This window comes from Mesorhizobium sp. BR1-1-2, assembly GCF_020165435.1.
GTDB lineage: Bacteria > Pseudomonadota > Alphaproteobacteria > Rhizobiales > Rhizobiaceae > Mesorhizobium.
On the sequence record NZ_JAIUID010000004.1, the window covers coordinates 1 to 23,950 of the forward strand.

A 23,950-nucleotide genomic window follows, 5' to 3' on the forward strand; every position below is an offset into this window, starting at 1 on the left:
CGGCAAGGGTGGGGGCAAGGGTGGAAGCAAGGGGTCAAATCGTGACGGTGCGATGGAGATCGAAACCGGGCTGATCCCCAGTTCAGTCAACGCAACAAACCCTACTCAGGTAAGATCTTTCAAAATTTTCGAAGGCAAAGGATGTCGCCGCGACTACGCACGGTTTTGCCCGACGAAACCGATGGGTAAATGCGACCTTGAAAGCCAGATCGAACGGCTATCACCTGCATGCAGAGCTTTCGTCGAGAAGCATCGGTGAAGTTGATCTGTGACCGGGGCGGATTTCCAGTGTCGGCCGGACATCGTGTTCTTCGAGAGTGCGCTCCACGCGCCTAGAGGTCTCGGCGGAGAATCACCGCGCGGCACTCTCGGTGCCGTTCCACCTAAACATTTGAAAATGCTGGTGATCCCGACAGGAATCGAACCTGTGACCTACAGATTAGGAATCTGCCGCTCTATCCTACTGAGCTACGGGACCACGCGGCCCGACACATAGCCGCTTCCGATCGTTTCGCCAAGGGGCGGGCCGAACACAATCGGCCGGCCCCTGCCACCGCCAGGCCTCAGGCGGCAAGCGCGGTTTCGGCCAGCTTCACCCAGTAGCTCATGCCGTGCGGGATGGCCTCGTCGTTGAAGTCATAGGCCGGGTTATGAAGACCGGCGGTATCGCCATTGCCGATGAAGATGAAGGCGCCGGGCCGGGCTTCGAGCATGTAGGAGAAGTCCTCGCCGCCCATCACCGGCTGGATGGCGCGGTGCACATGGGCGTCGCCGGCGACGTTTGCCGCGATATCGCTGGCAAAGACCGTCTCTTCCGCATGGTTGAAGGTTACGGGGTAGTTCGCCTGGTAATCGACCTCGATCCTGGCTCCGAAGGCCGTGGCCAGCCCGTCGCAGATGGCGCGGATGCGCTCTTCCGACTTCTTGGCGATTTCCTTGCGCAAGGTGCGCACCGTGCCGGCGATCTCGGCCGATTCCGGGATGATGTTGTAGGCGTCGCCGGCATGGAACTTGGTCACCGACACCACCACGGCTTCGACCGGGTCGGTGCTGCGCGAGGCGATCGTCTGCAGGGCGCCGACCAACTGGCTGGTGATGACGATCGGGTCTATCGTGCCGTGCGGCATCGCCGCATGGCCGCCGCGGCCCTTCACGGTGATGGTGAATTCCGCGGTCGCCGCCATGATCGGGCCTGGACGGATGGCGAACTGGCCGACCGGCAGGCCCGGCATGTTGTGCATGCCGAACACTTTCGCGATGTCGAAACGCTCCATCATGCCGTCCTTGACCATCTCGTTGCCGCCGCCGCCGCCTTCCTCGGCCGGCTGGAAGATGACCGCCACCGAACCGGCGAAATTGCGCGTCTCGGCGAGATATTTCGCCGCACCCAAAAGCATCGCCGTATGGCCGTCATGGCCGCAGGCATGCATCTTGCCGGGAACGGTCGAAGCATAGGGCTTGCCTGATATCTCGTTCAGCGGCAGCGCGTCCATGTCGGCGCGCAGGCCGATGGTGGCGCCTTCGCCCTGGCGGCCGCGAATGATGCCCACGACGCCGGTCTTGCCCAGGCCCGTCACCACATCGTCGCAGCCGAAGGCCTTCAGCTTCTCGGTGACGAAGGCGGCTGTCTTGAAGACGTCGAAATTCAGTTCCGGGGTCTGGTGCAGATGTCGTCGCCAGCCGGCAACCTCGTCCTGCATTTCGGCGGCACGGTTCAGGATTGGCATGATGGTTCCATCTCGCTGTTGGGGCAGGTCCGCTGCCTTGCAATTGTGATCGTCAGGCACTTTGCCATGTTGACGTCACATAGGGTAAATAGCACCGCAACAATGCGGTCCGTTTTTGAGGGCGGACTCATTTTGCTGGCGATCGCGTAAATCTTACGGAGCCAGGGGCGACTACGGCAAGAGGCGATTTCGGATTTGATCATGCGGCACAGGCATTTCCTCAAGCTATTCTGCGCGGGCGCCGCGGCGTTCTCGGCGCTGGCCGGGCCAGCGCTGGCCAATCCGGTCGTGCTGTTCGACCTGAACAGCGGCAGGATCCTCGAACATCAGGACGCGTTCAAGCGCTGGTACCCGGCATCGCTGAGCAAGCTGATGACGGCTTATGTGACCTTCCGGGCGATCGCGGCCGGCGAGGTCCGGCTCGATTCGCCGATCAAGGTGACGAAACATTCCGCCGCCGAGCCGCCGAGCAAGATGGGCTTCAAGCCAGGCTCGGTGATGCGGCTCGACAATGCACTGAAGATGATGCTGGTCAAGTCGGCGAACGACATCGCCATGGCCGTCGGCGAGAATGTCGGGGGATCGCAGGCAGCCTTTGCAGAGCGCATGAACGCCGAAGCGGTCCGGCTCGGCATGAACGGAACGCATTTCGTCAATCCGAACGGGCTTTTTTCGCCGGACCAGTACACCACAGCGCGCGACCTGGCCGTGCTGGTGACGGCGATCCGCCGCGAGTTTCCGCAATATGCGCCGTGGTTCTCGATCGAGGGGCTTGCAGTCGGCAAGAAGGCGATCCCCAACTACAACCTGTTGATCGGCCGCTATCCCGGGGCCGACGGCATGAAGACGGGCTTCGTCTGCCCCTCCGGCTTCAATATGATCGGTTCGGCGACCCGCAACGGCCGCACGCTGGTGGCGGTGGTGCTCGGCGAGAAATCGGCGATCACCCGTGCCGAGGCCGCGGCCAAACTGCTCGACCAGGGTTTCGATACGCCTGCCGCCGGCTCGGCCACCATTGCCACGCTGGCACCCTACGGCGACACCATCTCGCCCAACGACATGCGTGACGAGATCTGCAAGAAGAAGGCGCCGGCCGAGCAATCGGAGGCACCGCCCGCTGTCGCCAAGAACGTGCCGAAATCGCCCTATCAGGAAAAGCTCGACCATGTGCCGACGCTGGTTGCGGTGGGGCTTGGCGGCGCGACCGGTCCGACGCCGATGGCCATGCTCGCCCAGGGCGGCCAGGAATATGCCGACGTGCCCATTCCGACCTGGCGTCCGGACAGACCGGCGCCCGGCGCCGGTCCGACGGTGGCGGGCTCGGCTGCCCAGGGCGACCAGCCGGTCAAGGTCGCGAACTGAGCATGATCCCGAAAAGTGGAGTCCGGTTCTCGGAAAAGATCATGCTCAAACATAAAGACAGAATCCGATGAGCGGTTTTCCCATCCCCGTTTCCGTGCTGACCGGTTTTCTCGGCGCCGGCAAGACGACGCTGCTCAACCGGCTCCTGAAGGACCCGCCGCTGGCCGACACCGCCGTCATCATCAACGAATATGGCGAGGTGGCGATCGATCATCTGCTGGTCGAACAGGCGTCCGACGGCATCATCCAGCTTTCGGACGGCTGCCTGTGCTGCACGGTGCGCGGCGAACTGGTCGACACGCTGGCCGATCTGGTCGACCGGCTGCAGACCGGCCGCATAGCCCGCCTTGCTCGCGTCATCGTCGAGACCACCGGCCTTGCCGATCCGGCACCGGTGCTGCAGTCGATCATGGCGCATCCCGCCCTGGTCCAGGCTTTCCGGCTCGACGGCGTCATCACCTTGGTCGACGCGGCCAACGGCAATGCCACGCTCGACGCCCATGTCGAGGCGGTCAAGCAGGTCGCCGTTGCCGACCGCATCGTGCTCTCCAAAACCGATCTGGTCGCTGGTCCGGATGGATTGGAAGCGCTGCGGACGCGGCTGCGGCAGATCAATCCGGGCGCCGAACTGCTGGCCGTCGACGATGCGAAAACGGGTGTCGCGGCGCTGTTCGACTGCGGCCTCTACAACCCAGCGACCAAATCCGCCGACGTGCGGCGCTGGCTCGGCGAGGAAGCGATGCATGATCATGATCATGACGGGCACGGGCACGACCATGACCACGGGCACCGGCACGATCAGCGCATCCGCACCCACTCCCTGGTGCATGACGGCCCGGTGCCGTTCTCGGCCATCGAGATGTTCCTCGACCTTTTGCGCTCCACGCATGGCGAGCACTTGCTGCGCATGAAGGGCGTCATCGAACTCAAGGAGGATCCGTCGCGACCGCTGGTGGTGCATGGCGTGCAGAAAATCCTGCATCCGCCGGCTCGATTGCCGTCCTGGCCGGACGGCCAGCGCGGCACCCGGCTGGTGCTGATCACGCTCGACATGCCCGAAGATTATGTAAGGCGACTGTTTGCCGCCTTCACCAATCGGCCGTCGATCGACACGCCCGACCGCGCGGCGCTGGAGAACAATCCCCTGGCGATCGCGGGACGCTGATCCTTACGACAGCTATTCGCCGCGCTCGACCAGGAAGCGGTGACCGCCTGATATGGCGGATGTCTCTACGAGATGATGGCCAGAGTCGGCGCAGAACGCCGGAATGTCGATAACGGCGAGCGGATCGGTCGTTTCCAGCCAGAGCCAGCTGCCGGGCCGCATCCCGGCCAGCCGCTTCTTCGCCTTCAGCACCGGCAAAGGGCAGTTCAGCCCCTTCAGATCGTAGACGGTGTCGTCGGTCACGTTGAAAAATGTCAGCCGCCGAACATGCCGAGCAGCTTGTTCTTCAGCCTCGTCACGCGGCTCTCGTCGGCACTCGCGGCCTGCGTTTCGGGCTCGGCCGGCGCTTCGATCGTCGCGGTGGCGACAGGGGCTTCCTTGGCGGTCTTGGCCGCTTCCTTTTCGGCCAGCGCCTGCACCTTGGCGGCTTCCTTTTCGGCCAGCGCTTGCGCCTTGGCCTGCTTGGCAGCTTCTATGGCGGCCAGCCGCTGCTCCTCGGCCTTTTGCTTCGCGGCCTTTTCGGCGTCGAGCGCGGCCATCTTGCGGCCGGCGGGCGAATCGATGCGGCCCATACGCGTCGTCTCGGTGACCGAGCCGTCCGAATTGAGCGATGGCGGGTCGATCGGCACGCGCTCGCCGCGCGCACGGCGCTTGGACCAGTCGGAGACGATGCTGGCTTCCTTGATGCCGGCGATGGTGGGCTTGGGTGCCGGCGTGCTTGCCTTGAGGGCGCCGTTGAACGCAGCCTCATACGTGCTCTGATAAGCACTGTAGGCGCTTTTCAGCGAATCCGGCTGCGTGGACGCAGGGCAGGGGCCGGTCGGATTGAATGTGGTGCCTTCGGGAGCCACCTGGTTGAAGACGTAGCGCTTCTCGCAAACGTCGACTTTCGGCGGTACCTTGGTGATCTCGAAATTGTCGTAGCCGACCTTCAGCATCTTCCAGAATTCGTAGTTCGGGTCGTTGCGGTAGCGCGCCATGTTGGCTGCCGTCATGCGGAACGGGAAGGCCTGGATCTGGAACTCGGTCTGGCCGCCCTGGAAGGCATCGCGGCCGAACGCATAGATCTGCTCGATCTGGGCATCGGTCATCGAATAGCAGCCCGAAGACGAGCAGGCGCCGTGCACCATCAGGTTGGAGCCGGTGCGGCCGTTGGCGCGGTCATAGGCGTTGGGATAGCCGATGTTGAAGGACAGATGGTAGTTCGAGCGCGGGTTCATCTGCGCCGGACGCACGGTATAAAAACCTTCCGGCGCCTGGCGGTCGCCCTCGGTGTATTTCGGCCCGAGCTTGCCCGACCATTTGCAGATATCGTAGCTGGCGACCATGTCGTAGCGGCCGTTGGTCTTGGCCTTCCAGATTTCGAGCTTGCCCTCTTCCTTGAAGATGCGCGCCATCACCGAGGAGGTGCGCACCATGCCCTTGGCCTTCATGTCGGCCAGGATCTTGTCGGGCAGAGGCTTGTTGGCCTCCGGGGCAAAATCCTTCATCGACGAATCATTGCAGCCGGCGACGGCTATCGCGGTGATGAGAATTCCGGTGCGGGCAAGCTTGGCAAACATGGATAAGGCTACGTCTTCTCTTTCGGGCCAATGGCTTCGAAACGGCCGAGCCCGCATGCTGAACACAGACGGACCGTAAGCCCGTTAACCTTGAAAATTCCTTACCGCAAGCCTCGGCCACCCCTCGCGGCAATTCCATTGAACCGAATCCGGCGGCATTTTTGTGGCGAAATTGCTCATCGCCGCCACATTGCCGTGGAGCGTTGCCGTGGAGGCGGCTTGCCGCGGCCCGGTTGCGCCGCCAAAGGGGCGTTCAGAGGCTGCGGCCCATTGCAAGATACTTCTCGCGGCGCTGCTCGCGAAAATCCATGTTGGCGCCGGCAAAATCCTTCATCGTCCTGGCGATGAGATCGCCCGTGGCGGCAATGACCGTTTCGGGCGCGCGCTGGGCGCCGCCGATCGGCTCGGGAATGATGGCGTCGATGATCTTCAGTTCCAGAAGGTCCTGGGCGGTGATCTTCATGTTGGTCGCCGCGTCCTTGGAGCGCGTCGTGTCGCGCCACAGGATGGAGGCCGCGCCCTCGGGCGAGATCACCGAATAGATGGCATGTTCCAGCATGTAGACGCGGTTGGCGGTGGCGATGGCAATGGCGCCGCCCGAACCGCCTTCACCGATGACAACCGAAATCGACGGCACCTTGAGCGCAAGGCAGGCCGAGGTGGAACGGGCGATGGCTTCGGCCTGGCCACGCTCCTCGGCGCCGACGCCGGGATAGGCGCCGGCCGTGTCGACCAATGTCAGCAGCGGGATCTTGAAGCGGTCGGCAAGCTCCATCAGCCGCACGGCCTTGCGATAGCCTTCGGGGCGCACCGAGCCGAAATTGTGCTTCAGCCGGCTCGCCGTGTCGGAGCCCTTCTCCTGGCCGAGGATCGCTACCGGTTCGCCGCGGAACCGGGCAAAGCCGCCGACGATCGCCTGGTCCTCGCCGAAATTGCGGTCGCCGGCGAGCGGCGTGAAATCGCTGAACAGGCCCTTGATGTAGTCGACGCAGTGGGGCCTGTCGGAGTGGCGCGCCACCTGCACCTTCTGCCAGGGCGTCAGTGCCTTGTAGAGATCGCGCAGCGCATCGCGCGACCGCTTCTCGAGCCTGCTGATCTCGTCGGCGACATCGACCGCCTCGCCGTTCTCGGCAAGCTTCTTCAGTTCCAGGATCTTGAGTTCCAGATCCTGCACCGGCTTTTCGAAATCGAGGTAATTGTACATGCTTGGGCGGACCGATACGTCGGAAGCAAAGACTGGCGGGACCCTGAAATCCGGGGCTCCGGGCGATGGAACGTCGCCTTCACATAGCGATATGAGGTCTAGTCGGCAAGCGGGTGATGATCGTTGACCAGCCGCACCAATCGCTCCTCCAGCACATGGGTATAGATCTGCGTCGTCGATATGTCGGCATGGCCAAGCAGTTGCTGCACGGCTCTGAGATCGGCCCCGTTCTGCAAGAGATGGCTGGCGAAAGCATGGCGAAGCACATGCGGCGAGACCTTGGCCGAGGCAATGCCGGCCCGGGCCGCCAGCCCCTTGAGGTCGCGAGCGAAGACCTGGCGCGAGAGGTAGCCGCTGTCCGACGCGGCAGGAAACAGGAAGGCGCTGTCGGCGAAAGCGGGGACCCTGGCCCGGGCGGCGAGCCAGGCCCGCATCGCTGCGCGCGCCTTGGCCGACAGCGGCACCATGCGCTCCTTGTCGCCCTTGCCGCGCACCATGAAGAAACGGTCGTCGCGTTGCGCCACCGTCACCGGCAAGCCGACCAGTTCCGAAACACGCAGGCCTGTCGCATAAAGCACTTCGACCAGCGCGTGCAGACGCAGCGCCGCCAGCCTGTCGCTGTCGCCGAGCCCGGCATCGCGGGCCTCCTGCGCGGCGCGGTCGATCAGCCGGCCGGTGTCGGCCTCGCTCATGGTCTTCGGCAGCGGGCGGCCTTTTTTCGGGCTGTCCAGCGTGCCGGTCGGGTCGTCACCGCGCAGGCCTTCGGCGTAGAGGAATTTGAAGAACTGGCGGATCGCCGACAGTTTGCGTGCCTGCGATGTCGGTGCGAAGCCACGTGCGGCGATGTCGTCGAGATAGGCGCGGATGTCCGCGGCGCCGGCGCCGGCAAGACCGCCAGGGATCTCCTGCGAAGCGTCATCGAGGTCGCGGCGATAGGAGGAAAGCGTGTTTTCGGCGGCACCCCGCTCGGCGCTCATCATCTCCAGAAAGGCTTCGATGCGGGCAGCGCTGTTCATTTCCTGAAGTTTTTCTTCGGGCTCAGTTTTTCTTTGGGTTCAGCTTTTCCGCAGGGATGCGCACGCTCATTTCCGCCTTTTTCGGCTCGACGAACATCACCAACGCGAACATCGTACCATAGGCGATGCCCGCCAGAATCGCTGATATCACGACAAGGCGAAACAGTGTCGGCATCAATCTTCGCCCGTCTTCTTGTTCTGCGTTTCCAAACCCTGTGCCCTTATGGGACGCCAATCCGGCCAATTCAAGCAAGAAGCTGAAGCGCGCCGGCAACTTCCAATGCAGCCGGTCCCCCGCCCGCGGGAAGCCAGCCTGCCTCAGTGCGCTTGACGCAACCGGGCTTTTCATGTCGATACGCCGGCAAAGAGGGCTTCGAGGCTGATGAACGCGCTACCAGCAAATCCTCCGGGCGGGAGCCATGCCGCGCTGCTGGGCAGGCTTGGCGGCCGCTCCATCGTCTTTGTCGGCCTGATGGGCGCCGGCAAGACCGCGATCGGTCGCAAGGTCGCCACCGTGCTGGCGCTGCCTTTCATCGACAGCGACCAGGAGATCGAAAGCGTCTCGCGCATGACCGTTCCGGAACTGTTCGAGCGCTATGGCGAAACCGAGTTCCGGGCGCTGGAGCAGCGCGTCATCCTGCGTGTGCTGGAAAACGGCCCGCAGGTGTTGTCGACTGGCGGCGGTGCCTTCATGAACGCACAGACGCGCGAGGCGATAGCGGCACATGGCGTGTCGGTATGGCTGAAGGCCGAACTCGACCTTTTGATGGACCGGGTCTCCAAGAAACAGAACCGGCCGCTGCTGAAGAGCCCCGATCCGCGCGGGGTGCTCGAGCGGCTGATGAGCGAGCGCTATCCGGTCTATGCGACATCGGACGTCACCGTGCCGACCCGCGACGACCGCAAGGAAGTCATCGCGGCCGAGGTGGTGGAGGCGCTGTGCCGGCATTTCGATATCGTCCAGACCACTCCCGCGGGCGAGGTCGAACCATGAGCGCCTCTGCTGCCGTTGCCGTCGAAGTCGGACTTGGCGAGCGGGCCTACGACATCCTGATCGGGCCGGGGCTTCTGTCGCGCGCCGGCGCCGAGATGTCGCGCCGCCTGCCGGGCCGACGCGCCGCGGTCGTGACCGACACGAACGTCGCGGCGGCGCATCTCGATGCGCTGAAGGCCGGCCTGCTGGAGAGCGGCATCGAGCCCGCCGTGATCACGCTGCCGCCCGGCGAGAAAACCAAGAGTTTCGCGCATCTCGAAGAGGTGGTGGACGGCGTTCTGGCCGCGAAGCTGGAACGCGGCGACGTCGTCATCGCCCTCGGCGGCGGCGTCATCGGCGACCTGGCCGGCTTTGCCGCCGGCATCGTGCGCCGCGGCATGAACTTCGTGCAGATCCCGACCTCGCTCCTGGCGCAGGTCGATTCCTCGGTCGGCGGCAAGACCGGCATCAACAGCGCCCGCGGCAAGAACCTGGTCGGCGTCTTCCACCAGCCGAAGCTGGTGCTGGCCGATACCGGAGTGCTCGATACGCTGCCGATCCGCGAATTTCGCGCCGGCTACGCCGAACTCGTCAAATACGGGCTGATCGACCGACCCGAATTCTTCGCCTGGCTGGAGAAGAACTGGGCCAGTGTGTTCACCGGCGGACCGGAGAGGGTGGAGGCCATCGCCGAGGCCTGCCGCGCCAAGGCCGATGTCGTTGCCCGCGACGAGTTCGAGACCGGCGACCGCGCGCTGCTCAATCTCGGCCACACGTTCGGCCATGCGCTGGAGGCCGCCACCCGCTATGACGGCGCCCGCCTCGTGCATGGCGAGGGGGTCGCCATCGGCATGGCGCTGGCGCATCGCTTCTCGTCGCGGCTCAATCTGGCCAGTCCCGACGCCGCAGCGCGCGTCGAGGCGCATCTCAACACGGTGGGTCTGCCGTGGCGGATGGCCGACATTCCCGGCGAACTGCCCGACGCCGATGCTCTGCTTGGCTTCATCACCCAGGACAAGAAAGTATCGCGCGGCGCGCTGACCTTCATCCTGACGCGCGGCATCGGAGAGGCCTTCATCGCCAGGGATGTGCCGGCGTCGGAGGTGCTGTCGTTCCTCAGGGAGAACCACCCGAACGCGACGGAAAGCCGTCCGGGCCGGCAAGGAAGCCGTCCGGACAGGCAAGGAGGCCGTCCGGACAGGCAAGAGAGCCGTCCGAAATGAACGGGGCCGGCTGGATCGTCGTTGCTGCCCTTGCCGTCCTCATCCTGCTGGCCGTCGCCATGCGCACGCGCCTGCTTGCCGCTTTCGGCTATGAACTGTCGCGCATCGAGCCGCAGCGTTCGAGCGGGGACGAGCTGCGCGGCGCCGTCGACGATTTCCGCCGCGACGGCCAGGTGGTGCGCGAGGAGCGCGACCGCATCGGCGGGTTGTTCGACCTCGAGGAGCTCGAAGTCTCCGACGTCATGGTCCACCGCACCAACATGCGCTCGGTCAATGCCGACAATGCGCCGGAAGCCGTGGTGCGCGAGATCCTGCAGAGCCCGCACACCCGCATGCCTTTGTGGAAGGGGTCGCTCGACAACATAGTCGGCGTGCTGCATGCCAAGGACCTGCTGCGCGCGCTCAACGATGTCGGCAACGACTTCTCCAGAATCGATGTGATGAAGATCGCGTCAAAGCCCTGGTTCGTGCCCGACACGACGACATTGCAGGAACAGCTCAACGCCTTCCTGCGCCGCAAGGCGCATTTCGCCGTCGTCGTCGACGAGTATGGCGAGGTCGAGGGGCTGGTGACGCTGGAGGACATCATCGAGGAGATTGTCGGCGAGATCGCCGACGAGCACGATGTCGACATACAGGGCGTCAAGCAGGAGGCGGATGGTTCCGTCGTCGTCGACGGAACCGTGCCGATCCGCGACCTGAACCGGGCGCTCGACTGGGACCTGCCGGACGAGGAGGCAACCACCATCGCCGGGCTGGTCATTCACGAGACGCAGTCGATCCCCGAGGAGAAGCAGGCCTTCACCTTCCACGGCAAGCGTTTCATCGTCATGAAACGCGACAAGAACCGCGTCGCCAGGCTCAGGATCAGGCCGGCAGGCGACAGCTGAACGGTTCATCCTGTCGCGGACGCGTCATCTCATTGTTCATGCAATTGCGGACGGCAGCCGTTTCGAGGGTCGAGGAACCGCCCTGATGCTCAACAGTCCTTGGTCGAGCGTTCGCCGACCATTGCGTCGGTGTCGGCGTCGACGGCCGCCAGGCTGACTTCATAGCCCCAGAGGCGCCGGATATGACGAAGGGTCGCGTCGCGGCTGTCATTCTCCAGCACGACGCCATTCTTCACCTTGTGCTGGAGCCGCAAATGCCGGTCGCCGAGCAGGTCCACGTCCACAACCTGGATGTCGGGCCGGCTCGCCCCCACATCATAGCTGTGGGCCAGCGCGGCGCGGATGTTGTTGTAGCCGCGCTCATTGTGGATCGATGCGACTTCGTAGTGCGGCTGGTCGGCTCCATCGGCCAGCACGAAGAGCCGCCATTTTCGTATCAGGTTCGGGCTGAGATACTGGCGAATGAAGGATTCGTCGCGGTGGTTGGCCCAGGCGTCGAGCAGCGTCTCAAGCCAGTCGCCACGGCCGGCTATGTCCGGGAACCAGTCGCGATCTTCGGCTGTCGGCTCGGTCGAGATGCGCTGGATGTCCTGCATCATGTCAAGCCCGAGCGCGTAGGGGTTGATGCCGGAAAACCGCGGGTCGTCGAAGGACGGCTGGAAGATCACGTTCGAGTGGTTGCGCAGGATTTCGAGCATCGCGCCTTCGGTGATCCGGCCACGGTCGAACAGCATGTTCATGAGCGTGTAGTGCACGAAAGTGGCGCAGCCTTCGTTCATCACCTGGGTTTGCCGCTGCGGGTAAAAATACTGCGCAATGACACGGACGATCCTGAGGATCTCGCGCTGCCAGGGTTCGAGGACAAGGCTGTTCTTCTCAAGGAAATAGAGCAGGTTTTCCTCGGGCAGATGGAGCGATTTCTTCCGTTCCGACACGCCTTCATCGCCCGCTTCGGAGTTGCCGGCGTCCTGCGTGGGCGGCAGGGTGCGCCATAAGTCATTGTAGGAACGCTCCTCATATTCGAGGCGCTCGCGAAGTCCCTCGCGCTGCTGCTCCGACGACAGTTTCGGCGGCCGGTGATACCGGAACACGCCTTGCTCCATCAGCGCGTGAGCGGAATCGAGAATGGCTTCCACGGCGGCCAGGCCGTGCCGCTCCTCGCACCGGGCGATGTAGCCCTTGGCGAAGTCCAGATAGCTCAGGATCCCTCCGGCATCCGTCCATTGGCGGAAAAGGTAATTGTTCTTGAAGAAATGATTGTGTCCAAGTGCTGCATGGGCGGTCACCAAGGCCTGCAGCGCCATGGTGTTTTCCTCCATCAGGTAGACGATGCAGGGATTGGAATTGATGACCAATTCATAGGCCAGCCCGCGACCGCCCTTGCGATAGAGAAGCTCGTTGTAGAGGAAATGCTTGCCGAACGACCAATGCCGGTACATCAGCGGCATGCCGACCGACGAGTAGGCGTCGAGCATCTGCTCGGAAGAGATGACCTCCATCTGCACCGGATAGGTGTCGAGATGAAGCTGGTCGACCGCAATCGCCTCGATCTCGTCATAGACCCGCGAAAGCTTTTTGAAATCCCAGTCGGACCCGGAAAAAAGCAGCCCCGATTTGTTGGCCTGGCCAGCCATCCGGCACCCCTTACGCGCTCTTGGCCATAGCCGGCTGCCTGGCGAAAAGCTGGCGAAATACCGGGTAGATATCGGCCGGAGCGGCGATGCGCCTCATCTGGAAGTTCGGCCATTTTTGCTCGACGGCGCTATAGGCGCGCCAGAGCGAGGTGCCATTTTCGGTCGAGCCGAAAATATGACTTTCGCGTTCGTCGATGATCTCCACATAGGCGAAATACTGGCACAGGCGCATGAGCTTGCCGTGGAGCAGTTCTATGCAGCGCTGCGAGTCGGTGGCGAAATTGTCACCGTCCGAAGCCTGGGCGGCATAGATGTTCCACTCCGTGGCCGGATAACGTTGTTCTATGATGCGTTGCATTTCCTCGAGCGCGGTGGAAACGACCGTGCCTCCGCTTTGGGTGCAGTAGAAGAATGTCTCCTCGTCCACCTCCTGGGCCTCGTGGGTGTGGCGGATGAAGACGATCTCCGTGCGCTCATAGCGTCGGGTCAGGAACAGGTGCAGCAGCACGAAGAAGCGCTTGGCCAAATCCTTCTCGCGCTCGCCCATCGACCCGGAGACGTCCATCAGGCAGAACATGACGGCGCTGGCATTCGGCACCGGCTGCGGGTCGAAGCGGTTGAAGCGGATGTCGACGGGATCGACATAGGCGATGCGCTTTCGGCGGCGCTCCAGCCGCTTGAGCTCCTCCCGCAAAGTCAAGATGCTTTCGCGGGTCGCGGCATCTGGCGGCGTCGATTCCAATTTGGCGAGCTGAAGGAGGATCGCATCCAGCTCCGGCTGCTTCGGACGCCCAAGCGCGATACGGCGGGCGTGACTGTTTCGCATCGTGCGCCCGACATTGATGTTGGTCGGTGATCCGGTTGCCGCAAAACCTGCCCGCCTCGGCTTGAATGCAAGTATCTGCTTGAGATTGAGCTTGACCAGATCCGGCAGTTCGAGATCCTCGAAAAAGAGGTCGAGCACTTCCTCGCGCGACAGCACAAAGCGAAAATCGTCCTCGGAGGCCGTATTTCCCGGCGACGAGGACCCTGCGCCGCCCTGCCCGGGCTTGGGCACCAGATCTCCGGGAATGAACGTTCTGTTTCCCGGCAGGATGTGCTGGCGCCGGCCGCTGTCCCTGGCATCGCTGAAGGTCGGTTCGCCGGTGCCTCTGTGGGGCATCGGCACGGCATGCCCGCTGTCCACGTCGGCGATCCGGCCCGTCCTTATCTGGTCACGGATGCTCCGCTTGAGTTCTTCCCGCGCGCGCCTGAGAAAGCGCTGGCGATTGCCCAGGTTCTTGTCCTTCGGATTGAGGCGGCGGTCGATGAAGATCGGCATGGAACCATCCGGGCTTTTCTCAGCCCGCCTTGTTCACGCGCATGTACCAGTCGACCAGCCGTCGTACCTGCCGTTCGGTGTAGCCGCGTTGCACCATGCGCTGCACGAATTCATTGTGCCGCTTTTCCGTGACGCTGTCCTGCTTGGAGCCGAAACTGATCACCGGCAGAAGATCTTCGACCTGGCCGAACATGCGCTTCTCGATAACCTCGCGCAGCTTTTCGTAGCTTGTCCATGACGGGTTGCGGCCGTGGTTGCGTGCCCGGGCACGCAGCGTGAACTTGACCACTTCGTTGCGGAAATCCTTGGGGTTGGCGATGCCGGCCGGTTTTTCGACCTGCGACAACTCCTTGTCCAATATCTCGCGATTGAGGATCTGGCCCGTATCGGGATCCTTGTAGTCCTGATCTTCGATCCAGGCATCGGCATAGGCGATGTAGCGGTCGAATAGGTTCTGGCCATACTCGCTGTATGATTCCAGATAGGCCTTCTGGATCTCGTGGCCGATGAACTCGGCATAGCGCGTCGCGAGTTCCGACTTGATGAATTCGAGATAGCTCGCTTCCGTCTCCTTTGGGAACTGCTCGCGCTTGATCGCCTCTTCCAGGATGTACATCAGGTGCACGGGATCCGCCGCGACCTCGTTGGTGTCGTAGTTGAATGTCTGCGACAGGATCTTGAAGGCGAAGCGCGTGCTTACGCCGGTCATGCCCTCGTCGACGCCGGCGGCGTCGCGATATTCCTGAACCGATTTGGCCCGGGGGTCGACCTCCTTGAGGTTTTCGCCGTCATAGGCGCGCATCTTGGTGTAGAGCGGCGAATTGTCGTGCTCGGCAAGACGGGTCGAGACCGTGAACCGGCTGAGAATATCCAGCACTTCGGGTGCGCAGGGGCTGCCGGCCAGCTCGCTCTCGCGCAACAGTTTCTCATAGATATGCCTCTCCTCGGTGATCCGAAGGCAATACGGCACCTTGACCACCAGGATGCGGTCGAGAAAGGCCTCGTTGTTCTTGTTGTTCTTGAACTGTTGCCATTCCGATTCGTTGGAATGGGCGACGATGATGCCCTGATAGGGAAACGCGCCGAAATTCTCGGTGCCGTTGTAGCTGCCTTCCTGGGTCGCCGTCAGCAGCGGATGCAGGACCTTGATGGGCGCCTTGAACATCTCGACGAATTCGAGCAGGCCCTGCGTGGTCCGGTTCAGCCCGCCGCTGTAGGAATAGGCGTCCGGATCGGACTGGCTGAAATCCTCCAATTGCCTGATATCGACCTTGCCGACCAGCGCCGAGACATCCTGATTGTTCTCGTCGCCAGGCTCCGTCTTGGCGATGGCGATCTGGCGCAGCCGCGAGGGCATCAATTTCACCACGCTGAATTTGGAAATGTCGCCAGACAATTCATCAAGCCGCTTGGCCGCCCAGGGCGAGATAATGCCGTTGAGGCGACGCCGGGCTATGCCGTATTTGTCCTCCAACAGGTCGCCCATGCGATCGGGATGGAACAGGCCAAGCGGCGATTCGAAAATCGGACTGATCTGATTGCCGGCCTTCAGCGTGTAGATCGGGCGTTCCTCCATCAGTTTCTTCAGCCGTTCGGCCAGGGAGGACTTGCCGCCGCCGACAGGGCCGAGGAGATAGAGGATCTGCTTGCGCTCCTCGAGCCCCTGGGACGCATAGCGGAAATAGCCGGCGATGCGTTCGATCGTATCCTCCATTCCGTAGAAATCGGAAAAGGTAGGATACACCTTGACCGTGCGGTTGGAGAAAATGCGGCCGAGCCGCTCGTCCTTGCTGGTGTCGACCAGGTTTGGCTCGCCGATTGCCTCGACCATCCGTTCCGGCGCCGAGGCATACATTGACTTGTCTTCCCGGCAGGCAAGGAGATATTGCTGGAGGCTTATTTCCTCCTGGCCCGCGTTCGCATAAATCTCCGAAAACAGATCGAAGACGTCGGACTGGTTCTCACCCATGATGGTTGCCCTCAGAGCCATTCTGGCTGCCGCCCGGCTCATCTTATTCAACTACCGGGATGCATTGTGGTTCCCTCCACATTGGAGAGAGCGTTGTATTTGCATCGAACCTGGACAGCACACTGTTGCAATGCTCGTCTGACATCTCAGGTGGTGATGGCCAGAGGAGACCGTCAAGGGCAAATATCGATTTCGTGAACCGAACGGCAAAGCGAGTGCATTTGATGCGGCTGGTATGTTGTTGAATCAGACCTTTTGAGCACTCCCAAAGCCAACAGGATGCTCGTGGCGCGCGGGCATTCCTGGTCTACATATCGAGCCCAACAATCGGGAGATTGCGATGATCGATCGACGAAGCTTTATTCTGGCCTTCGCGGCGGCGATGTTGCCATTGGGCACATCGACCGCATGGTGCCAGCGCCAACCCGCGCCGACAACCTTCGGCTACGGGCCGGCCAAGCTCGATATCTATACACCGGATGGCGCACGCGGATTGCCGGTCGTCTTCTTCGTCCATGGCGGCGCCTGGCGGTCCGGCAAGCGCTCGCAGGTCAACGCGAAGCCGGCCTTCCTGCTCGCCAACGGCTTCTGCCTGGTCTCCATCGACTATCGCATGCTGCCCGAAGCCGAGGTCGCCACCCAGGCCGGCGATGTCGAAAAGGCCTATGCCTATGTCCGCGCCAACATTGCCCGGCATGGCGGCGATGCCGGGCGGATCGTGGCCATGGGCCATTCGGCCGGTTGTCACCTCGTTGCGCTGACCGGCATGCGCGGCGGTCTGCCAGGTGTGGCCGCACTGCTTCTCGACGACACCAGGGCCTATGACCTCACCGCGCTTGCAAGGAATGGCGGCATGGCGCGGGCTTATGCGCGGGCCTTCCCCGATCCCGCGCAATGGGCGGCGTTGTCGCCGGCCAGTTATGTAGACGGACGCAAGCACCCGCCGACCTTCATCGCCTACTCAGGCGCTTCGGGCCGGGGCGAGGACTCCAAGGCCTTTGCCGAGCGCTTGCGCGCCACCGGCACCAAGGTGACGCTGTTCGACGGCAGCGCCTACACGCATATGTCGATCAACCGCGATTTCGGCGAGGATGGCGACGCCTTGACCGGCGCGGCACTGGCATTCCTGAAATCGGCGGTTGGGTGATTCCGACATCGAAACGGAACCCTGAACGTCACCGCGAGGAGGACCGGCCTACCAGCGCGTCTTTTCGCCCGGAGCCGCCGGTTCGATCGCCAGCGCGTGCAGGCCTGCCTTCAATTCATCGGCCAAAAGCGCGTTGACCGCGCGGTGGCGCTCGATGCGGCTCATGCCGGCAAAATCCTGCGAAACAATGCGGACGCGGAAATGCGTCTCGCCGGTGCCGTCGAACGTAGCCTGATGGCCAGATTCCAGATGATGATGGCCGGCGTGCAGATGGCTTTCGTTAATCACGGCCAGCCGCTCCGGCGAAAATGCCTTTTTCAGCTTGTCTTCCATGGTTGCCTGTATGGACATTGCCGTCTCCCTTCACCACATATCGCCAGCAGGATCGCGGAAGCCGAACCGACTTCGTTGCATGCCGCGCTTCAACAAAATCGGTCCTTCGCCCGCTTTATGCCGCGATTCAGCGGTTAGGGCGATCATCGCGAAAATGTCAATTCTTGTTTCGCATCTGCGAACGCCCCATAAATGGGTTAGATGAAGCCGTATCCCAAATATTTCGAGAAGATCCGCATCCGCCAGGAGAAGGACGCGGAGCTGAAGTCGCACGCGCCGGTCTGCCAGTGGGATGGCTGCAAGGAGGCGGGCACCCACCGCGCTCCGGTCGGGCGCATGAAGGAGGGCGAGTATTTCCGCTTCTGCTTCGACCATGTGCGCGAGTACAACAAGGGTTTCAACTATTTTTCCGGCGTTCCGGACACCGAGGTCGCCCGTTTCCAGAAGGAGGCGATGACCGGCCATCGGCCGACCTGGAAGATGGGCGTCAATGGCGCCTCGACGCGCTCGTCGCCCGATATGGCGCAGATGCGCTCCGGCCGCGCCGGCTACTACAACCGCATGCGCGACCCGTTCGACCTGTTCAAAGGGCCGAAGGATCCGCGCGAGGTGCGCGAGCGCAAGGCCAAGCCGCTTGAGGCCAAGGCGCTGGAAACGCTTGGCCTTGATACAAAGGCGACTGGCAAGGAGATCAAGGCGCGCTATAAGGAACTGGTGAAGCGTCACCATCCGGATGCGAATGGCGGCGACAGAGGTTCGGAAGACCGGTTCCGCGATGTGCTCCAGGCCTATCGCGTGCTCAAGCAGGCGGGTTTGTGCTGAGCAACCCAACGGTTCGTGTCGTTTTCCAACTTTCATAAGGGTGGAAAAGGCTCTAAGACCGCCCCCGGACAAAATCGATTGCCGGCGAAATCAGTCGTTTCGCCCGTGGAGACGTGGATAGAGATGAACAAGGTCGACCGCGATATCGCCAACCTGCCCGACACCACGGTGTCGGTGAAGGACAAATTCGGCTTCGACTCCAAGATGGTGGTGCCGGCCTATTCGGTCACCAGCGAACATGTGCCCGACATCGATCCCGACTATCTTTTCGACAAGGCGACGACGATGGCGATCCTCGCCGGCTTCGCCTACAACCGGCGCGTCATGGTGTCGGGCTATCACGGCACCGGCAAGTCGACCCATATCGAGCAGGTCGCGGCCCGCCTCAACTGGCCTTGCGTGCGCGTCAATCTCGACAGCCATGTCAGCCGCATCGACCTCGTCGGCAAGGACGCGATCGTGGTCAAGGACGGCTTGCAGATCACCGAATTCCGTGACGGTATCCTGCCATGGGCCTACCAACACAATGTGGCGTTGTGCTTCGACGAATACGACGCCGGCCGTCCGGACGTGATGTTCGTCATCCAGCGCGTGCTGGAATCGTCTGGCCGGCTGACGCTGCTCGACCAGAGCCGCGTCATCCGTCCGCACCCGGCGTTCCGGCTGTTCTCGACCGCCAACACGGTCGGGCTCGGCGACACCACCGGCCTCTATCACGGCACCCAGCAGATCAATCAGGCGCAGATGGACCGCTGGTCGATCGTCACCACGCTGAACTACCTGCCGCACGACAATGAGGTGAACATCGTGCTGGCCAAGGCCAAGCACTATCGCGACGGCAAGGGCAAGGACATCGTCAACAAGATGGTGCGCGTCGCAGACATGACGCGTTCGGCCTTCATCAACGGCGACCTGTCGACCGTGATGAGCCCGCGTACCGTCATCACCTGGGCGGAGAATGCCGAGATCTTCGGCAATATCGGCATGGCGTTCCGGCTGACCTTCCTCAACAAATGCGACGAACTGGAGCGCTCGGTGGTTGCCGAGTTCTACCAGCGCGCCTTCGGCGAGGATCTGCCGGAGAGCGCCGCCAATGTGGTGCTGGGCTAAGCAGAGCCTCGATGGCGGGTCCGGGCGACAATACGCGCAACAAGTCGAAGACGGGCTCTGAAGCCGACAGCTTCAAGCGCGCCGTCACCGTCTGCATGCGCGCCATCGCCGGCGACAAGGAAATGGAAGTCGGCTTCGCCAAGGACCGCCCGGCGCTCGCCGGCAGCCGCGCCCGGCTGCCGGAATTGCCCAAGAAGGCGTCCAAGACCGACATAGCCATCACCCGCGGCCTCGGCGATTCCATGGCGCTCAAGCGCGCCTGTCATGATGTGCGCATCCACACCAGGCTGGCGCCGGAAGGCAAGGCGGCCCGCGCCATCTACGACGCGGTCGAGCAGGCGCGCGTCGAGGCGATCGGCAGCCGCGCCATGCAAGGGGTCGCCGACAATATAGGCTCGATGCTGGAGGACAAATACGCCAAGGCCAATCTCGTCGACGTCAAGGACAAGGCCGACGCCCCGATCGAGGAGGCGCTGGCGCTGATGGTGCGCGAGAAGCTGACCGGCCGGCCGGTCCCCAAGAGCGGCGAGCGGCTGGTCGAGCTCTGGCGCCCCTGGGTCGAGGAAAAGGCCAGCGCCGACCTCGACGGGCTGTCGTCCAAGCTCGACGACCAGCAGGCCTTCGCCCGCGTCGTGCGTGAAATGCTCGCCTCCATGGAAATGGCCGAGGAACTCGGCGACGAGCAGGAGACCGAAGACTCAGAGGACAATGACGACAACCAGCCGCAAGGCGAGGAACAGAGCGAGGAAGGCGGCGAGGACGATTCCGGCTCCGAACAGTCGCAATCCGAGGATGCCGAGGCTTCCGCTGACGACGAGCAGTCGGCCGAGACCGAAGCCTCCGACGCCACTGCCGACGATTTGTCCGACGATGACGATGCCGATGCCGAGACGCCCGGCGAGGCGCGCCGCAACGACAACCCCTTCACCAACCTGCCGAAGGAGATCGACTACAAGGTCTTCACGTCAGCTTTCGACGAGACGGTGGGGGCGGAGGAGCTTTGCGAGGAAGAAGAACTCGACCGGCTGCGCGCTTTCCTCGACAAGCAACTCGCCAACCTGTCCGGCGTCGTCGGCCGGCTGGCCAACCGTTTGCAGCGCCGCCTGATGGCGCAGCAGAACCGGTCGTGGGATTTCGACCTGGAAGAGGGCTATCTCGACCCGGCACGGTTGGTGCGAGTCGTCATCGATCCGATGCAGCCGCTGTCCTTCAAGCAGGAGCGCGACACCAAATTCCGCGACACCGTGGTGACGCTGGTGCTCGACAATTCGGGTTCCATGCGTGGCCGGCCGATCACCGTCGCCGCCACCTGCGCCGACATTCTGGCGCGCACGCTGGAACGCTGCGGCGTTTCGGTCGAGATTCTGGGCTTCACCACGCGCGCCTGGAAAGGCGGGCAGGCCCGCGAGAAGTGGCTGAAGGACGGCAAGCCGCCGAATCCGGGCCGGCTGAACGACTTGCGCCACATCATCTACAAGTCGGCCGACCATCCCTGGCGGCGGGCACGGCGCAATCTCGGACTGATGATGCGCGAGGGCCTGCTCAAGGAAAACATCGACGGCGAGGCGCTGCTGTGGGCGCATAACCGGCTGATCGCGCGACCCGAACAGCGCAAGATCCTGATGATGATCTCGGACGGCGCGCCGGTCGACGATTCGACGCTGTCGGTCAATCCGGGCAATTATCTCGAGCGCCATCTCCGCGCCGTCATCGAGCTGATCGAGACGCGTTCGCCGGTCGAGCTGCTTGCCATCGGCATCGGCCATGACGTCACCCGCTATTACCGGCGCGCCGTCACCATCGTCGATGCCGAGGAACTGGCCGGTGCCATGACCGAGCAATTGGCTTCGCTGTTCGCCGAGGAAAGCGCACGCGATACACGGCGCGGCGGCATGCGGCGCGCCGGATGATCTTTTCGCGCGGCGGATTTCGACAAGCACTTTTCGCCGCCATCGCCCTGTTTGCCGGTGCAGCCCCGGTGCCATCCAGTTCGGCCGGCGCGACCTCGGTTGAACCGGTCGAGGTTTCGGCCCGCCCGATCACCGAATTCCGTATAGGCCGTACCGACAGGCAATTCGGTCCGCTCGAATTCGTCGGCGGGCTCGAGATGACGTCGCCGTCGCGCGATTTCGGCGCCCTGTCGGCCTTCCGTTTCCTGAAAGGCGGTCGCGACTTCGTCGGCGTCGCCGATACCGGCTTCTGGTTCTTCGGCACCGTGACCCATGATGCGGACAAGCGCCCGTCAGGCATCCGGGACTTCCGCATGGAACAGATGGTCGATGCATCGGGCCAGCCGATCGACGAGAAATCGAAAGTCGATGCCGAGGGGCTTTCCGTCAAGGATGGCATTGCCACCGTGGGTTTCGAGCGCAACCATCGGGTCGCCCAGTTCAGAATAAACCCCGACGGTATGAAGGCGCCCTTCAGGCAGATGGATTTCCTGGTTCCGGCATGGGAGCTGCGCCGGAACCGAGGCTTCGAGACGGTCACCCACGCCAATGCCAATGGCCGCCACCAAGGCGGCCTGGTCGTGGTGTCGGAAAAGAGCCTCGACAAGGCCGGCAACATCTATGCCGCCATCATCGAAGGTCCGCACAAGGGCGTCTTCACCGTCAAGCGCAACGGCGATTTCGACATCACCGATGGGGCCTTCCTGCCGGATGGCGACCTTCTGCTGCTGGAGCGCAGTTTCACGATGGCAGGAGGCCTCAAGATGCGGCTGCGGCGCATCGATGGCGAGACCGTGGAGAAGGGCGCGGTCGCCGACGGTCCGGTGCTGCTGGAAGCCGATATGGGCTACCAGATCGACAATATGGAAGGGCTCGACGTCTGGACGCGCGAAGACGGCGCGCTGATGGTGTCGCTGATCTCCGACGACAACCACTCGATCCTGCAGCGCAATCTCTACCTGGAATTCATTCTGCACCAGGACTGAGGAAGGCCGCTGCGATCAGGGCCTTGTGGCGATCCAGATGACATGGCGCGCGCCGCGCTTGCCGTTGGCGCGCGTGCTCACCTCCTCGACCGCGAAACCTGCCTGCTTCAGCCGCCGGGTGAAGCCGCTGTCCGGCCCTTGCGACCACACGGCAAGCACGCCGCCGGGCTTCAGTGCGGTGCGCGCTGCCGCCAGGCCCTGCAGGCTGTACAGCGCGTCGTTGGATTTGTGAACGATGCCGTCCGGGCCGTTGTCGACATCGAGCAGGATGGCGTCCCAGACCACGGGCCGGGATCTTATCAACTGCCCGACATCGGCCTCCCGCACGATGACGCGCGGGTCGTCGAGACAGCCACCAAACAGCTCGGCCATCGGCCCTCGCGCCCACGCGACGACCGCCGGCACCAACTCCGCGACAACGATTTCAGCAGTCTCGCCCAACTCGGCGAGAGCGGCGCGCAGCGTAAAACCCATGCCAAGCCCGCCGATCAGCATTCTCGGCTGTCTGCGGCCGGCGATCCTCTGACAAGAGAGCTTCGCCAGCGCCTCTTCCGAGCCGCTGAGGCGGCTGTTCATCAACTCGTTGGTGCCCAGCATGATCGAGAATTCGGAACCGCGCCGCTTGAGCCGAAGCTCCTGCGCGCCATCCGGGATTTTCGCGGAGTCCAGCTGGATCCAGGGAATCACGCGCCACCTCTCTTCTTGGCCGTGATCTGATCCGAAAACCGGATTCCAGTTTTCGGGATCACGGCCTAGACCGCGGCAACAGCCGGCTGGCTCCAGCGGGCGGCGAGCAGCCGATAGGGGATCAATGCCACGACGGCGATGATCAGCTTCACGCTGAGGTCGCCAAGCGCCCAGGAGACCCAACGCATGGCCTCGACCGGCAACACGCCCATCAGCGGCGCCGTTTCCAGCGCAAAACTGTCGCTTGGGCCAACGAAGGCGAAAGCCGCGGAGAAAGCGACACTGAAGAACACGACGGTGTCGAACACCGAGCCGACCAGCGTGCCGACGATCGGCGCCCGCCACCAGCTCTGTCGGCGCAGACGGTTGAACACGGTCACGTCGAGCAATTGCGCGGTGAGGAAAGCCGCGCCGGACGCCGCCGCGATGCGCGCCAGCCGGTCGGCGGCGGTCTCGAATTCGATGAAACCATGGCGGAACAGGAAGGGCGGCACGAGGACCGAGCAGACCACCGCCGTCATGAAGCCGACAAAGACGATCCGGCGCGCCACGGCAGGCCCGTAGCGGCGATTGGCGAGGTCGGTGACGAGGAAGGAGAACGGATACGTAAAGGCGCCCCAGGTCAGCAAGTCGGCCAGCGACAAGCCGCCGATCTGGCCGTGCATCGGGAACTGCACGAGGATGTTCGATGCCACGACGACAAGCGCCATGGCGGCCACGAAGGGCAGGTATCGCGAGAAGGAAGTCATTTTTTTATCCTGGGTAATGGAACCAGCGGAGCGTCATGCCGAAACCGGATCGCGCTCGCTTTGTTCGAGCACCGGATTTCCGAAACCGCCTTGCGGACGGTGATCCGATGCTCAAGCCAAC

Annotated in this window: 23 protein-coding genes and 1 tRNA gene; 11 read left to right on the top strand and 13 right to left on the bottom strand. The window is 63.1% G+C overall.

All coding sequences use genetic code 11. The features are described from left to right. A partial coding sequence (locus LB551_RS09555; protein WP_224659023.1) for a hypothetical protein occupies positions 1–259 on the top strand: 259 nt, incomplete at its 5' end. A gap of 142 nt (positions 260–401) precedes the next feature. Here LB551_RS09555 and LB551_RS09560 read toward each other — a convergent pair. Then, positions 402–478 (bottom strand) — tRNA-Arg (locus LB551_RS09560). An 85-nt stretch (positions 479–563) separates the two neighbouring features. Further along, positions 564–1,727, bottom strand: coding sequence for a M20 aminoacylase family protein (locus LB551_RS09565; protein WP_224659024.1), 1,164 nt, complete (start codon positions 1,725–1,727; stop codon positions 564–566). Between the two features lie 201 nt (positions 1,728–1,928). On the opposite strand from LB551_RS09565, the gene LB551_RS09570 reads away from it, so the two are divergent. Both LB551_RS09570 and LB551_RS09575 read left to right on the top strand, forming a co-directional pair. Beyond that, positions 1,929–3,089, top strand: a complete 1,161-nt coding sequence (locus LB551_RS09570; RefSeq protein WP_224659025.1) for a D-alanyl-D-alanine carboxypeptidase family protein — start codon at positions 1,929–1,931, stop codon at positions 3,087–3,089. A 67-nt stretch (positions 3,090–3,156) separates the two neighbouring features. Continuing rightward, positions 3,157–4,254 (top strand): CobW family GTP-binding protein, encoded by a 1,098-nt coding sequence (locus LB551_RS09575; RefSeq protein ID WP_224659026.1) that lies wholly within the window; start codon positions 3,157–3,159, stop codon positions 4,252–4,254. Between the two features lie 12 nt (positions 4,255–4,266). Here the strand turns inward: LB551_RS09575 and LB551_RS09580 are convergent, their stop codons facing one another. From LB551_RS09580 to LB551_RS09600, 5 genes are all read right to left on the bottom strand, one after another. Continuing rightward, the gene (locus LB551_RS09580) at positions 4,267–4,497 is read right to left on the bottom strand and encodes a sulfurtransferase TusA family protein (protein ID WP_224659027.1); all 231 of its coding nucleotides are present in this window, start codon (positions 4,495–4,497) and stop codon (positions 4,267–4,269) included. Positions 4,498–4,508: 11 nt separating this feature from the next. After that, the gene (locus LB551_RS09585; protein WP_224659028.1) at positions 4,509–5,816 is read right to left on the bottom strand and encodes a L,D-transpeptidase family protein; all 1,308 of its coding nucleotides are present in this window, start codon (positions 5,814–5,816) and stop codon (positions 4,509–4,511) included. Between the two features lie 253 nt (positions 5,817–6,069). Continuing rightward, positions 6,070–7,020 (bottom strand): acetyl-CoA carboxylase carboxyltransferase subunit alpha, encoded by a 951-nt coding sequence (locus tag LB551_RS09590; protein WP_140500751.1) that lies wholly within the window; start codon positions 7,018–7,020, stop codon positions 6,070–6,072. Positions 7,021–7,118: 98 nt separating this feature from the next. Continuing rightward, the gene (locus LB551_RS09595; protein ID WP_140553340.1) at positions 7,119–8,036 is read right to left on the bottom strand and encodes a site-specific tyrosine recombinase XerD; all 918 of its coding nucleotides are present in this window, start codon (positions 8,034–8,036) and stop codon (positions 7,119–7,121) included. Between the two features lie 22 nt (positions 8,037–8,058). Beyond that, a complete protein-coding gene (locus LB551_RS09600) occupies positions 8,059–8,211 on the bottom strand; it encodes a histidine kinase (RefSeq protein ID WP_140553359.1) in 153 nt (50 codons plus the stop codon). A 207-nt stretch (positions 8,212–8,418) separates the two neighbouring features. Here LB551_RS09600 and LB551_RS09605 point away from each other — a divergent pair, with 207 nt between their 5' ends. From LB551_RS09605 to LB551_RS09615, 3 genes are read left to right on the top strand one after another with little or no spacing between them, the layout of a single operon-like run. After that, positions 8,419–9,030 (top strand): shikimate kinase, encoded by a 612-nt coding sequence (locus LB551_RS09605; protein WP_140553339.1) that lies wholly within the window; start codon positions 8,419–8,421, stop codon positions 9,028–9,030. Further along, positions 9,027–10,232 (top strand): 3-dehydroquinate synthase, encoded by a 1,206-nt coding sequence (aroB, locus tag LB551_RS09610; RefSeq protein ID WP_224659029.1) that lies wholly within the window; start codon positions 9,027–9,029, stop codon positions 10,230–10,232. Before LB551_RS09605 ends, aroB begins: the two co-directional genes overlap by 4 nt. Continuing rightward, positions 10,229–11,122: an HlyC/CorC family transporter gene (locus LB551_RS09615; protein WP_224659030.1), complete on the top strand. Its 894-nt coding sequence runs from the start codon at positions 10,229–10,231 to the stop codon at positions 11,120–11,122. The genes aroB and LB551_RS09615 overlap by 4 nt, the downstream gene beginning before the upstream one ends. A gap of 89 nt (positions 11,123–11,211) precedes the next feature. Here the strand turns inward: LB551_RS09615 and LB551_RS09620 are convergent, their stop codons facing one another. The 3 genes from LB551_RS09620 to LB551_RS09630 are packed head-to-tail and all read right to left on the bottom strand — an operon-like array spanning position 11,212 to position 16,046. Continuing rightward, a complete protein-coding gene (locus tag LB551_RS09620; protein WP_224659031.1) occupies positions 11,212–12,756 on the bottom strand; it encodes a SpoVR family protein in 1,545 nt (514 codons plus the stop codon). Positions 12,757–12,766: 10 nt separating this feature from the next. Next, the gene (locus LB551_RS09625) at positions 12,767–14,077 is read right to left on the bottom strand and encodes a YeaH/YhbH family protein (protein ID WP_224659032.1); all 1,311 of its coding nucleotides are present in this window, start codon (positions 14,075–14,077) and stop codon (positions 12,767–12,769) included. A 19-nt stretch (positions 14,078–14,096) separates the two neighbouring features. Then, positions 14,097–16,046 (bottom strand): PrkA family serine protein kinase, encoded by a 1,950-nt coding sequence (locus LB551_RS09630; protein ID WP_140500854.1) that lies wholly within the window; start codon positions 16,044–16,046, stop codon positions 14,097–14,099. Between the two features lie 340 nt (positions 16,047–16,386). Between LB551_RS09630 and LB551_RS09635 the strand changes: the two genes are divergently transcribed. Beyond that, a complete protein-coding gene (locus tag LB551_RS09635; protein ID WP_224659033.1) occupies positions 16,387–17,193 on the top strand; it encodes an alpha/beta hydrolase in 807 nt (268 codons plus the stop codon). 48 nt (positions 17,194–17,241) lie between these two features. On the opposite strand, the gene LB551_RS09640 is transcribed toward LB551_RS09635, so the two are convergent. Then, positions 17,242–17,544 (bottom strand): BolA family protein, encoded by a 303-nt coding sequence (locus LB551_RS09640; protein WP_224659034.1) that lies wholly within the window; start codon positions 17,542–17,544, stop codon positions 17,242–17,244. Positions 17,545–17,727: 183 nt separating this feature from the next. Between LB551_RS09640 and LB551_RS09645 the strand changes: the two genes are divergently transcribed. The 4 genes from LB551_RS09645 to LB551_RS09660 all read left to right on the top strand — a co-directional run bounded on the left by LB551_RS09645 (position 17,728) and on the right by LB551_RS09660 (position 22,393). After that, entirely contained in the window at positions 17,728–18,348 is a 621-nt protein-coding gene (locus LB551_RS09645) for a J domain-containing protein (RefSeq protein ID WP_140553331.1), read from the top strand. 123 nt (positions 18,349–18,471) lie between these two features. Continuing rightward, the gene (gene cobS, locus LB551_RS09650; protein WP_140500761.1) at positions 18,472–19,458 is read left to right on the top strand and encodes a cobaltochelatase subunit CobS; all 987 of its coding nucleotides are present in this window, start codon (positions 18,472–18,474) and stop codon (positions 19,456–19,458) included. An 11-nt stretch (positions 19,459–19,469) separates the two neighbouring features. Further along, positions 19,470–21,368: a cobaltochelatase subunit CobT gene (gene cobT, locus LB551_RS09655; RefSeq protein WP_224629299.1), complete on the top strand. Its 1,899-nt coding sequence runs from the start codon at positions 19,470–19,472 to the stop codon at positions 21,366–21,368. Continuing rightward, entirely contained in the window at positions 21,365–22,393 is a 1,029-nt protein-coding gene (locus LB551_RS09660) for an esterase-like activity of phytase family protein (RefSeq protein WP_224659035.1), read from the top strand. Before cobT ends, LB551_RS09660 begins: the two co-directional genes overlap by 4 nt. Positions 22,394–22,408: 15 nt before the next feature. On the opposite strand, the gene LB551_RS09665 is transcribed toward LB551_RS09660, so the two are convergent. Then, positions 22,409–23,080, bottom strand: a complete 672-nt coding sequence (locus LB551_RS09665; protein ID WP_224659036.1) for a spermidine synthase — start codon at positions 23,078–23,080, stop codon at positions 22,409–22,411. 65 nt (positions 23,081–23,145) lie between these two features. Beyond that, complete coding sequence (locus LB551_RS09670) at positions 23,146–23,829, bottom strand: queuosine precursor transporter (protein WP_224629305.1); 684 nt, start codon at positions 23,827–23,829, stop codon at positions 23,146–23,148. Between the last annotated feature and the right edge of the window lie 121 nt (positions 23,830–23,950).

Bases quoted from the DNA above. Each gene is read 5' to 3' on its own strand.
- LB551_RS09565 (WP_224659024.1), bottom strand. From the start codon at position 1,727: ATGCCAATCCTGAACCGTGCCGCCGAAATGCAGGACGAGGTTGCCGGC.
- LB551_RS09570 (WP_224659025.1), top strand. From the start codon at position 1,929: ATGCGGCACAGGCATTTCCTCAAGCTATTCTGCGCGGGCGCCGCGGCG.
- LB551_RS09575 (WP_224659026.1), top strand. From the start codon at position 3,157: ATGAGCGGTTTTCCCATCCCCGTTTCCGTGCTGACCGGTTTTCTCGGC.
- LB551_RS09585 (WP_224659028.1), bottom strand. From the start codon at position 5,816: ATGTTTGCCAAGCTTGCCCGCACCGGAATTCTCATCACCGCGATAGCC.
- LB551_RS09590 (WP_140500751.1), bottom strand. From the start codon at position 7,020: ATGTACAATTACCTCGATTTCGAAAAGCCGGTGCAGGATCTGGAACTC.
- LB551_RS09595 (WP_140553340.1), bottom strand. From the start codon at position 8,036: ATGAACAGCGCTGCCCGCATCGAAGCCTTTCTGGAGATGATGAGCGCC.
- LB551_RS09600 (WP_140553359.1), bottom strand. From the start codon at position 8,211: ATGCCGACACTGTTTCGCCTTGTCGTGATATCAGCGATTCTGGCGGGC.
- LB551_RS09605 (WP_140553339.1), top strand. From the start codon at position 8,419: ATGAACGCGCTACCAGCAAATCCTCCGGGCGGGAGCCATGCCGCGCTG.
- aroB (WP_224659029.1), top strand. From the start codon at position 9,027: ATGAGCGCCTCTGCTGCCGTTGCCGTCGAAGTCGGACTTGGCGAGCGG.
- LB551_RS09615 (WP_224659030.1), top strand. From the start codon at position 10,229: ATGAACGGGGCCGGCTGGATCGTCGTTGCTGCCCTTGCCGTCCTCATC.
- LB551_RS09620 (WP_224659031.1), bottom strand. From the start codon at position 12,756: ATGGCTGGCCAGGCCAACAAATCGGGGCTGCTTTTTTCCGGGTCCGAC.
- LB551_RS09625 (WP_224659032.1), bottom strand. From the start codon at position 14,077: ATGCCGATCTTCATCGACCGCCGCCTCAATCCGAAGGACAAGAACCTG.
- LB551_RS09630 (WP_140500854.1), bottom strand. From the start codon at position 16,046: ATGGGTGAGAACCAGTCCGACGTCTTCGATCTGTTTTCGGAGATTTAT.
- LB551_RS09635 (WP_224659033.1), top strand. From the start codon at position 16,387: ATGATCGATCGACGAAGCTTTATTCTGGCCTTCGCGGCGGCGATGTTG.
- LB551_RS09640 (WP_224659034.1), bottom strand. From the start codon at position 17,544: ATGTCCATACAGGCAACCATGGAAGACAAGCTGAAAAAGGCATTTTCG.
- LB551_RS09645 (WP_140553331.1), top strand. From the start codon at position 17,728: ATGAAGCCGTATCCCAAATATTTCGAGAAGATCCGCATCCGCCAGGAG.
- cobS (WP_140500761.1), top strand. From the start codon at position 18,472: ATGAACAAGGTCGACCGCGATATCGCCAACCTGCCCGACACCACGGTG.
- cobT (WP_224629299.1), top strand. From the start codon at position 19,470: ATGGCGGGTCCGGGCGACAATACGCGCAACAAGTCGAAGACGGGCTCT.
- LB551_RS09660 (WP_224659035.1), top strand. From the start codon at position 21,365: ATGATCTTTTCGCGCGGCGGATTTCGACAAGCACTTTTCGCCGCCATC.
- LB551_RS09670 (WP_224629305.1), bottom strand. From the start codon at position 23,829: ATGACTTCCTTCTCGCGATACCTGCCCTTCGTGGCCGCCATGGCGCTT.